Raw genomic sequence first — 11,316 nt, 5'->3', positions numbered from 1 at the left:
GAAACCTCGGTCGCGTCCGATCACATGCGCATCGTCGCGCCGGCATACAGGAACCGGCCGACGCCGGAGATCGGGTAGTTCAGCGAACCCCAGATCGGCGTCTGTTCGAACAGGTTGTTGACGCCGCCATAGAAGCGGAACCGGTCGTTCACCCGCACTTCGGCACGAATGTCGTGTTGGAACATTTCCGGCCAGAAGAAGAACTTCGGATCGGACAGGTCCGGATTGTTGGCCAGTTCCTCGACGCTGAAGCGACGGGTCTTGCTGAAATAGACCAGCCCGTAGTTCAGCGACAGCGCGTCAAGGGTCCAGGTGATGTTGCCCGACCCGCGCCACCGCGGATTATACTGTTCCAGCGTGTTGTCATCGACGTCCGCGCCCACCGTCGGCACGAACGAGATATGGTCGAGATAGCCCGCATTCACGTTGAAGTCGAAGCGGCCCAGCTTGCCCGGCTGTACGGTATAGTTGACCGCGAAATCCGCACCCGACGTACGGAACGCGGCGACGTTGGCCGGTCCGACGTTGAAGCCGATGCGCCGCTGCGGATCGTTGCCGTCGCCCAGCACATAGCCGGTGGTGGTCGACCGGAAGACGTTGGCGCAGAACTGGTTGTTGATCGTCGGCTGATCGACACACAGTTGCGCCAGCTGGGTCGGGCTGGGCGTGTTGATCGCGTCGCGGATGCGGATGTCGTACCAGTCGGCGGTGATCGTCAGGCCGGGGATGAAGCGCGGCTGCAGCGCGACGCCCGCGGTCCACGTCGTCGCGATTTCCGCCGCCAGGTTGCGGTTGCCACCGACGGTGCCGCGCCGCGAGGTGGTCGCCGACGGCACCCGCGACGGGGTGAAGGTCGCGATCTGCTGCGGAGTCAGCCCCAGCCCGGCCAACAGCGTGCGGCAATTCGCCTCGCGATACTGGGTCCCCTGATTGCGGTTCGCCAGATCGCACGGATCGGTCACGAAGCCGAACGTGCCCGTCGTCGGCAGGAACAATTCGCCGATATTGGGCGCGCGGACCGCCTGCGAATAGGAGCCGCGGAAGCGGATGTCGCGGATCGGCGCATAGATGCCGTCGAACTTCCACGTGCGGGTCGACCCCACCGTCGAATAGTCCGACACGCGGGCGGCGGCGCCGAACGACAGCAGGTCGGCGAACCGCATGTTGGCGAGCAGCGGCACGTTCACTTCGCCGAACACTTCCTTGACGTCGAAGCTGCCGGCGCTGGGCGGCAGCGCGGCGGAATCGCGAAACTCGCCCCGGACGCTGAACGGATCGGGGTCCGACCGGCTGCGCTCACGCCGATATTCCGCACCGAATGCAAAGCCGATCGGACCGCCGGGCAGTTCGAAGACGGCACGGCTGTCGCCCGAGATCGATCCCGACACGACATGCTGGTCGACCAGCGCGCGGCCGACATTGCTCGCCAGTACGAAATCGAGCGCGGCCTGCGACGCGACGCCGTTCGCCAGCAGGTTGAGCGGCCGGCACGGGCTGCCCGCCCCCGGGGTGAAGGTGGTCGCCGCCGGGCTGAGCGCCGACGGATCGAGCGTCGAGCGGCAGACGATCGATCCGTCCGGCGCGCGCACCGCATCGATCGCCGCATAATAACGGTCGCCGATCGGGTTCGACGTCTGCGACGACCGCGCGCTGGTGCGGCCATAGACGTACGAGATTTCGTAGCGCGTGTTCTCGGCGATCTCGCCGTCGAAGCCGACGACCCCGCGCCACGTATCGCGCCGCACCCGCTCGCCGCGAATGCCGAAGTCGAAATTGTCGCGCGAGATGAAGGCACCGTTGGGCGCCGCATTCGCGCCGAACCGATCGTTCAGGAACGCATTGTCGGGCATCAGATAGGTGTAGAAGTCAAAGCTCGGCTGCCCGACCGAATAGGCGCGGGTCCGGACGAACTTGCCCTCTGCGAAGAAGCGGACCTTGTCCGAAAATTCGAAGCTGGTCAGCAGGTTGGCGGCATGGCGTTCGATCGCCGGATACAGGTCGCCGAAATATCCCGCGGTCGGCGTGTTCGACGTGCCGCCGATCGCACGGCCGCTGCCGCCGGGCAGGAAGGTGCCGCCGTCATAGGGAAGGCCGCTGCCGGTGAAGTCGGGAATGCCGTCGAGGTTCAGGTCGACCGCGCCGTCGGGCGCGCTGTCCGCCCAGGTCAGGTTGGTGTAGAGTATGCGATCCGGAATGTTGGGATCGTCGAACGGAATGCCGTTCGCGCCCGGGCGGAAATCGTTGATGTTCTGCCACAATTCCTGGAAATGGTCGGGATCGCCGGAAAATGGCCGTGCAAAGCTGCTCAGCCGTTCGGTGTTGCTGTATTCATAGGCGGCCGTGACGTTGCCGCGTCCACCGGCGAAGTTCTTGCCGGCGACGATCGATGCCAGCTGGTTGCCGGCGTCGCCATCGTCCGAGATGCCGGCCTGCAATCGAGCGGTCACGCCTTCGAAATCGCGACGCAGCACGAAATTGACGACGCCCGACACGCCGTCGGCGCCATAGACCGCCGACGCGCCGCCGGTCAGCACGTCGACCTGCTGGATCAGGTCCTGCGGGATCGAGTTGATGTCGACCGCGGCGGTATTGGGGACGCCCGCCACGTGGCGACGGCCATTGACCAGCACCAGCGTCCGGTTCGTCCCCAGATTGCGCAGGTTCAGGAAATTGGCGCCGGTGCCGGCCAGCGGCGTCGGGCTGCCCCCGCCCGACCGCGCACCGCCGACCGATGCGCTGAGCGCGGGATTGCGGATCAGCACGTCGGTGATGTTGTTCAGACCGGTCGCCTCGATCGCGGCGGCGGTGACCGACACGATCGGGCTGGCAACCTCCAGCTCGGGCCGCACGATGCGCGAACCGGTCACGACGATCTCCTCGGCGGGATCGGTCGTTGCCTGTTCGTCGCCGACGGTCGCCGGCGCATCCTGCGCCGAAGCGGATGCCGCCGCCAGAACGGCAGCCATGGCGAGGACGCTGCGTGCGGCGTTCAGCCGCCAGCGCGATATCGGTTGCTTCATCGGTCGATCCCCCTTTTCAGTTTAGTATACCATATTAGGGCATGCGACCGGCGCGCAGTTCGCCCGGTCCTTTCGTCGCAACGGTACGAAACGGGTCATTTAGCGGGGCAGCGTTGTTGCCATGCAACACCCCGCCACATACCAGCAACAATTCGGAGCCGCTCCGGGCGGAAGCCGCGTTTCCCGGACCTCACCACGACCGGCACGAAAAAGGGGCGACACCGCATGGTGCCGCCCCTCTATCGCTTCCCGGCGACGGATCGCCGCCCGGGGCGTGCGCTTACATCTTTATGCGAGCGCCCGCGAACATGTAGCGGCCGATGACCTGCTGGATATAGGTCGTGTCGGCAATGTCCGCCTTCTGACCGAACACGTTGTTCACGCCACCGAAGAACTGGAAGCGGTCGGTCGCATCGACGCTGACATAAATATCGTGCTGCCACATCGCCTTGATGTACTTGTACTCGGGCGCAACGACGTCCGGGTTGTTCTCGTTCGTCAGATTGGCGTAGCGCAGCGTCTTGTCCATGAAGTTGACACCGTAGTTGACGGTGACATTCTCCAGCGACCAGGTCAGATCGGCATTCGCGCTGTACTTCGGCGCACGATACCCCGCTTCCTGGCGACGGTTGGTGACCGGGGCTCCCGGCGTGCCGATGAACTCCAGCTTGTCCAGATAGTTGCCGATCAGACGCAGGTTGAAACGGCCCGCCGAACCCGCATCGAAGGCGTAGTTGACGTTGACGTCCAGACCGGCGGTGCTGAAGCGCGCGACATTCTGCGGTGCGACGACGAAGCTGGTGATGTTGCCAACGGCCGCCGTGTTGCTGGCGACGTTGGTACGCGTGATCGACCGGCAGAAGACGTTGTCCAGCGTGGCCTGATCGACGCACAGCCGCGCGACTTCGTTGGCCGCGACCGTGTTGATCGCACCGCGCAGGTTGATGTCGTACCAGTCGGCACGCAACGACAGGCCCGGGATGAAGCGCGGCTGCAGCACAGCGCCCGCGGTCCAGGTCGTCGCTTCTTCCTCACGCAGCTGGCTGTTACCGCCCGAGAAGCCCGAGATGTTGGTCGAGCGCGCATCGACGTAATTGGCCGGATCGGCAACGCCCAGACCGCTCAGCAGCGTGCGGCAGTTCGCCGCGCGGGTCGCCGTGCCGTTCTGCAACTCGGCCCGATCGCACGGGTCGGTGATGAAGGCAAAGGTCTGCGACTGACCCGCGAACAGCTCGCCGATATTCGGGGCGCGCACCGCCTTCGAATAGGTGCCGTTGAACACGATGTCGCGGACCGGCGCGTAGGTGCCGTTGACCTTCCACGTCGTCGTGCCGCCGATGGTCGAATAATCGGAGAAGCGGATCGCCGCGCCGACGCTCAGGCGATAGGCGAACGGCAGGTCCTTCAGGATCGGCGCATCGAGTTCGGCAAAGCCTTCCTTCACGTCGAACTGACCCTCTTCGCGACCCAGCGAGTTCGTGAAGGTCAGCCCCTGTGCCGCGATGGCATCGGGCACGAACCGGCTCTCTTCCTTCCGATACTCGGCACCCAGCGCGAAGTTGACCGGACCGCCGGGCAGCTTGAAGAACTGACCGAAATCGCCCGAGATCGATCCCGACACGACATGCTGGCGCAGGCGCGAACGGTCGGTGGTGGTCGCACGCACGAAATCGAGCGCCGCCTGGCTCGGCGCACCATCGCCGAACAGGTTGAGCGGCACGCACTCACCCGGCCGGAACGTCGTCGGGTTCACCACGGTGCGGCTGGCATAGGGCTGGTTCGGCGTCCAGTTCGGCTGCAGGTTCACCCGGCAGGTGATCTGCCCGTTCGACGGATCGCGCACCGCGTCCAGCGCCGCATAGAAGCGGTCGTTATAGGTGTTGTTGACATAGCGGTTGGCGATGTCCGACTGCCCGAAGACATAGGACAGTTCGTAGCTGCCATGGTCGTTGATCTGGCCCTTCGCACCGACGACGGCGCGATAGGTTTCGCGGGTGATCGTCTCACCGCGCTGACCGATGTCGAAATTGTCACGGGTAATCAGCACGCCGCCATTGCCCAGATTGGGCAGGCCGGCCGGCAGATACGGATTGCCGTCCTCCGCCAACAGATAATAGTCAAACGACGGCTGACCGACGGTGAACGACTTGTTGCGGGCGTATTTACCCTCGGCGAACAGCGTCAGCGCCGGCGACACGTCGAAATGCGTGATCGCGTTCACAACATGGCGGTCGATGCGCGGCAGCAGGTCGTTGAGATAATCGGCGGTCTTGGTGCCGGTGCCGCCCTGCGAGAAACCGGGACGCAACACGGTGCCCAGCTGGAATGGAACCAGCTGTCCCGCGCCATTGACGATATAGTCCGGCTGACCGTCGAAATCGACGTCGATGCCACCCTCGCGCGCGGTGTCGTTGTAGCGGACGTCGCGGGTCGGGATATTGTCGGGGATGCCGTTGCTGGCACCGCCGGTATAGCCCGGCCGGAACTCCGGATCGTTCGGGTTGCGCTGGAAGCTGACCAGCCCGTTCCCGCGCAGGCGCGCGCGGTCTCGCGATTCCAGACGGCTTTCCGAACCATATTCATAGGCAAGCGCGACGTTGCCGCGGCCGTCGGCGAAATTCTTGCCGACGGTGACGGCCAGCAGGCGCTTGCCCGCATCGCCATATTCGGAAATGCCGGCCTGAGCGCGGGCGGTGATGCCCTCGAAGTTGCGCTTCAGGACGAAGTTGACCACGCCGGTCACCGCGTCGGCACCGTACACCGCCGACACGCCGCCGGTCAGAACGTCGAACCGCTCGACCAGATCGCTCGGGATCGTACCGATATCGATCGCCTGCGACCCCGGAACCGACGCGACCTGGCGACGGCCGTCGATCAGCACCAGCGTGCGATCGGTGCCAAGGTTGCGCAGGTTCAGCACGTTGAGGCCCGACGCGCCGATGCCGACGCCGCTGCCCGCGGTATCGGCCGAGGTCGTCGACCCCTGCAGCGCGGGGACCTGCGCGATGATGTCGGTCAGGTTGGTGCTGCCGGCCTGCTGGATCGCGGCGGCGCTGACGGAGACGACCGGGCTGGGCGATTCGAAGTCCGGGCGACGGATGCGCGTACCGGTGACGACGATTTCGTCGCCGTTGCTGGCGTCTTCGGCGGTCTGCGCGGCGGGGTCTGCCGGGATCGGAATGTTATCGCTGTTGCCGGGCGCGGCAGTCTGCGCGGTGGCGGCCGCCGATGCCATCAGCGCGGCGACGACAACGGCACTGCGGGCGACACCGGCACGCAAACGCGACGTTGACTGGTTCATGAAACAGACCCCTTACTCATACAGTTATATGCATTCCTACGATACGCAGTCGGTTTCATTTGCAACGTATTGAATGATTGCCGGGGTGGTTTCGGCGCAGAGCGTTGCAAACGTGCAACAAAAGGGGCGGGCACCCGGTGGATGCCCGCCCCCTGTGGCGTCGGATCGCGTGGGCGATCAGTAGCGATAATGGTCCGGCTTGAACGGCCCTTCGACCGGCACGCCGATGTACGACGCCTGCTTCTCGGTCAGCTTGCTGAGCTTCACGCCCAGCTTTTCGAGATGCAGCGCCGCGACCTTTTCGTCGAGGTGCTTGGGCAGAACGTACACTTCGTTCTTGTAGTTCTCGCCCTTGGTCCACAGCTCGATCTGCGCCAGAACCTGGTTGGTGAAGGACGACGACATCACGAACGACGGGTGGCCCGTGGCGCAGCCGAGGTTCACGAGGCGGCCCTTCGCCAGCACGATGATCTGCTTGCCATCGGGGAACTTCACCAGGTCGGTGCCCGGCTTCACTTCGTCCCATTCATAGTTCGACAGGGCGGCGATCTGGATCTCGCTGTCGAAGTGGCCGATGTTGCAGACGATGCTCATCGGCTTCATCTTCGCCATATGCTCGGCGGTGATGACGTCGGCATTGCCGGTCGCGGTGCAGAAGATGTCGGCGCGTTCGACGGCCTCGTCCATCGTCACGACCTCGAACCCTTCCATCGCCGCCTGCAGCGCGCAGATCGGATCGATCTCGGTGACCATGACACGCGCGCCGCCGTTGCGGAGCGACTGGGCGCTGCCCTTGCCGACGTCACCGAAGCCCGCGACGCACGCGACCTTGCCGGCCAGCATCACGTCGGTCGCGCGACGGATCGCGTCGACCAGCGATTCCTTGCAGCCATAGAGGTTGTCGAACTTCGACTTGGTGACCGAGTCGTTCACGTTGATCGCCGGGAAGGGCAGCTCACCCTTCTTCGCGATTTCGTACAGGCGGTGGACGCCGGTCGTCGTCTCTTCGGACACGCCCTTCAGGTTCTTGACGGTTTCGGTCAGATAGCCCGGACGCTTGGCGATGAACGCCTTCAGCGCGCGCTGGAACTCGACTTCTTCCTCATTCTCCGGCTCGCCCAGCGTCGCGCCGGCTTCGAGCTTCGCGCCCCACAGCGCGAACATCGTCGCGTCGCCACCATCGTCGAGGATGATGTTGGCGGTCTGGTCGCCCCAGTTGAAGATGTCGCCGACATAGTCCCAATAGTCCGCCAGGCTCTCGCCCTTCACCGCGAACACCGGAATGCCCTTGGCCGCGATCGCGGCAGCGGCATGGTCCTGCGTAGAGAAGATGTTGCAGGTCGCCCAGCGGACGTCGGCGCCGAGCGCCACCAGCGTCTCGATCAGCACCGCGGTCTGGATCGTCATGTGCAGCGAACCGGTGATGCGCGCGCCTTTCAGCGGCTGCGACGCACCGAACTCGTCGCGCAGCGCCATCAGGCCCGGCATTTCGGTTTCGGCGATCTCGATTTCCTTGCGACCGAAATCGGCGAGGCTGATGTCGCGAATGACGTAATCGGTCTGCTTGTCGGCAATGGCGGTAGCCATGGGATGCTCCTGCGTGGGGCCATGGGCGCACCCATGGCGGATGGTCCGCCTCTACCGGCGGCCCCGCCGAAACGCAAATCCTATATAAAGATTCCTTTATATGCCGTGGTCAGGCGGTTCCCGCACCCAGCGCCAGCAACCGCGGATCGATGCCCGCCCGTTCGAACCCGCCGCGCCAGCGCGTCGCGGTCGGCACGTCGAACAGCAGCGCCCCGTCGCCGGCGACGTTCATCCAGCCATGGCGCGACAATTCGCTCTCCAGCTGTCCGGCTTCCCAGCCGGCATAGCCCAGCGCGATCAGGTAGCGCGACGGCCCGCTGCCCGCCGCAATGGCGCGCAGCACGTCGATCGACCCGGACAGCGCCCATTTGCCGGCCACGTCGATCGTGTCCTGCCCGCTCCAGCTGTCGTCGTGCAGCACGAAGCCGCGCCGCGTTTCGACCGGCCCGCCGAGGTGGATCGGCGCATCGGGCGCCTCGCCCGGTTCGATGTCGAGCTGCTTCAACAGCGCATGCAGCCCCAGGCCGTCGATCGTATCGCCGATCCCGACCCCCATCGCGCCCTCTTCGTCATGGGTGCACATCGCGATCACCGCATGGTCGAACCGGCGATCGCCGATCCCCGGCATGGCAAGCAAAATCTCTCCGGCAAGGAATCGCGTCTGGTCCATCATGCCGCCGACGCTAATCCCGCCCGCGACCGAGCGCCATGGTTGAAAAGGACCATGAGCGCACCCAAGCTGCATGGCGGCGCGCATCGTGCGCCGGACCCGAAGCGGAGAGATTCATGACGATCAAGGTCGGCGACCGCCTGCCCCACGCCACCCTTACCAAGGTCACGCCCGACGGCCCGGACCAGGTATCGACCGATGATTTCTTCGCCGGGCGTCGCGTCGCGCTGTTCTCGGTCCCCGGCGCCTTCACTCCGACCTGCTCGGCCAGGCACCTGCCCGGCTTCGTCGAACAGGCGCAGGCATTCCGTGACAAGGGCGTGGACGAAATCGCCTGCACCGCGGTCAACGACGCCTTCGTCCTGTCGGCCTGGGCCAAGGCCGGCGATGCGGGTGACAAGGTAACGATGCTGGCCGACGGCAATGCCGATTTCGCGAAGGCGATCGGGCTGACCATGGACGGCTCGGCCTATGGCATGGGCACCCGCTCGCAACGCTATGCGATGCTGGTGAACGACGGCGTGGTCGAGGCGCTGCATGTCGAGGCACCCGGCGAGTTCAAGGTCAGTTCCGCCGAAAACCTGCTGGCATCGCTCTAACGCTGTTCGCGCAGACTCGCACGCACACGTCACCCCAGCGAAGGCTGGGGTCTTACGGTGACAGCACGCAGCAGGAGCCGCGCGAGGCCCCAGCCTTCGCTGGTGCGACGTCGTGGGACAAGGGGCCATTTCCCGCCGGTTGTAACGGAACCGGCGGCGACCGTTCGAGTTAGTCGGTAGTTACGCAGCCATATCGATCAGGAAAGGGAACGTCATGACCGACACGACGACCACGACCAACGCCGCGAAGGATGTCGCCAACGACATCGCGAACGACGTCGCCGAAACCTCGGGCACGCTCGCCGAAAAGGCATCGGCGACCTACGCCTCGGCCAAGGACAGCGTCAGCGACGCCGCTGCCAAGTCGCGCGATGCCGTCAGCAGCGCCGCCAAGTCGACCGCCGAAACCGTGAAGGCACATCCCGGCGCGACCGCCGCGATCGTCGCCGGTGCCGCCGCCGCGATTGCCGGCGCCGCGTTCGGTGCGTCCAAGCTGATGGAAAAGAAGCGCGAGGCCGACGCCACGCCGAAGGTCCCGCCCTCGGCGACCTGAGGCCGCTGCCCCCGGCGCGTTACGCGCGCGCCGGGGGCTTGCGTTGCGCCGCGCGCCGCCTTAGCCACGGTCGATGACGCAGGCTTCCCAGATCGTCGCCGAACTCGATCGGCTCTACACCGCCTCGGTCGCGCGCCTCCGCGCCGCGCTGGACCGCTACCTCACCGACGGCACGCCCCCGCCCTCTTCCGCCAGGGTCGACGGGTCGTTCGCCTATCCCGAAATCCGCCTGACCTATCGCGGCAGCAGCGAACGGCCGACGCCGTCGCGCGCCTATGGCCGGCTGACGACGCCCGGCGAATATCGCATCAGCGTGACCAAGCCGGCGATGTTCGCCGCCTATCTGACCGAGCAGCTCGACCTGCTGATCGAAAACCACGACGTGACGGTCGAGGCGGTTGCGGGGCGGCAGGAAATTCCCTTCCCCTATGTCCTCGACGCGGGGCACGCACTCAGCCTCGACGCGGTATCGGCGACCGAACTCGCCCGCTATTTCCCTGCGACCGAGCTGGCGCATATCGGTGACGAGATCGCCGATGGCCTCTGGGCGTCGCAGGATGCGCATCGCCCGCTGGCGTTGTTCGACGGCCTGCGCACCGACTTCTCGCTCGCACGCCTGCGCCATTACACCGGCACGCCGCCCGAGCACATCCAGCAGTACGTGCTGTTCACCAACTATCACCGCTATGTCGACGAATTCGTCCGCTGGGCCGGCGAGCAGCTGAAGCCCGCCGCCGATGGCACGCCCAGCCGCTATACCGCGCTGTCCGGCGCGGGCGGCGTGCTGGCGACCGCCGGCGACGATGCGGAACGCATGGTCAGCGACAGCGCATGGCGGCGGCACCAGATGCCGGCCTATCACCTCGTTGCGCCCGACGGCACCGGGATCACGCTGGTCAATATCGGCGTCGGCCCGTCCAACGCGAAGACGATCTGCGACCATTTGGCGGTCATGCGGCCGGAGGCATGGCTGATGATCGGCCATTGCGGCGGCCTGCGTCCCAGCCAGCGGATCGGCGACTATGTCCTCGCCCACGCCTATCTGCGCGACGACCATGTCCTCGACGACGTGCTGCCGCCCGAAATTCCCGTCCCGGCGATCGCCGAGGTGCAGGTCGCGATGGCGCGCGCGGCGGAGATCGTGTCGGGCCAGTCGGGCGATGAGTTGAAGAAGCGCCTGCGCACCGGCACCATCGTCACCACCGACGACCGCAACTGGGAATTGCGCTTCAGCCGCTCGGCGCTGCGCTTCTCGCTCAGCCGCGCGGTCGGGATCGACATGGAATCGGCGACCATCGCCGCGCAGGGCTACCGCTTCCGCGTCCCCTACGGCACGCTGCTGTGCGTTTCGGACAAGCCGCTCCACGGCGAACTGAAACTGCCCGGACAGGCCAACCGTTTCTACGAACGCGCGATCAACGAACATATGCGCATCGGCATCGAGGCCTGCGAGCAGCTGCGACTGGAGGGCGCCCGGCTGCACAGCCGCAAGCTGCGCGCATTCAACGAACCGCCGTTCCGGTAACGGGCGCGCTTCGCCCCCAACGAGTAATCTGCCGACCGGCAAACGTCGCCCCAGCGAAGGC

Annotated in this window: 7 protein-coding genes; 3 read left to right on the top strand and 4 right to left on the bottom strand. The window is 65.7% G+C overall.

The genetic code is table 11. The annotated features are described in order from the left end of the window. Positions 1 to 20 precede the first annotated feature (20 nt). The 4 genes from CA237_RS05405 to CA237_RS05390 all read right to left on the bottom strand — a co-directional run bounded on the left by CA237_RS05405 (position 21) and on the right by CA237_RS05390 (position 8,578). Complete coding sequence (locus tag CA237_RS05405; RefSeq protein WP_126013246.1) at positions 21 to 3,020, bottom strand: TonB-dependent receptor; 3,000 nt, start codon at positions 3,018 to 3,020, stop codon at positions 21 to 23. 280 nt (positions 3,021 to 3,300) lie between these two features. Beyond that, the gene (locus CA237_RS05400; RefSeq protein ID WP_066689420.1) at positions 3,301 to 6,321 is read right to left on the bottom strand and encodes a TonB-dependent receptor; all 3,021 of its coding nucleotides are present in this window, start codon (positions 6,319 to 6,321) and stop codon (positions 3,301 to 3,303) included. A gap of 177 nt (positions 6,322 to 6,498) precedes the next feature. Then, the gene (ahcY, locus tag CA237_RS05395) at positions 6,499 to 7,908 is read right to left on the bottom strand and encodes an adenosylhomocysteinase (RefSeq protein WP_066689421.1); all 1,410 of its coding nucleotides are present in this window, start codon (positions 7,906 to 7,908) and stop codon (positions 6,499 to 6,501) included. Between the two features lie 109 nt (positions 7,909 to 8,017). Next, complete coding sequence (locus CA237_RS05390; RefSeq protein WP_066689422.1) at positions 8,018 to 8,578, bottom strand: YqgE/AlgH family protein; 561 nt, start codon at positions 8,576 to 8,578, stop codon at positions 8,018 to 8,020. A gap of 116 nt (positions 8,579 to 8,694) precedes the next feature. Here CA237_RS05390 and CA237_RS05385 point away from each other — a divergent pair, with 116 nt between their 5' ends. The 3 genes from CA237_RS05385 to CA237_RS05375 all read left to right on the top strand — a co-directional run bounded on the left by CA237_RS05385 (position 8,695) and on the right by CA237_RS05375 (position 11,255). Then, entirely contained in the window at positions 8,695 to 9,177 is a 483-nt protein-coding gene (locus tag CA237_RS05385; protein WP_066689423.1) for a peroxiredoxin, read from the top strand. A 214-nt stretch (positions 9,178 to 9,391) separates the two neighbouring features. After that, entirely contained in the window at positions 9,392 to 9,730 is a 339-nt protein-coding gene (locus CA237_RS05380; protein WP_066689424.1) for a hypothetical protein, read from the top strand. 73 nt (positions 9,731 to 9,803) lie between these two features. Then, positions 9,804 to 11,255 carry an AMP nucleosidase gene (locus tag CA237_RS05375; protein WP_066689425.1) on the top strand — a complete coding sequence of 484 codons (1,452 nt, stop codon included), beginning with the start codon at positions 9,804 to 9,806 and terminating at the stop codon, positions 11,253 to 11,255. Positions 11,256 to 11,316 lie beyond the last annotated feature (61 nt).

The sequence above is a fragment of the Sphingomonas sp. ABOLH genome, assembly GCF_003951715.1.
Lineage (GTDB): Bacteria > Pseudomonadota > Alphaproteobacteria > Sphingomonadales > Sphingomonadaceae > Sphingomonas > Sphingomonas hankookensis_A.
This window is presented reverse-complemented; position numbering and strand designations above follow the sequence as displayed.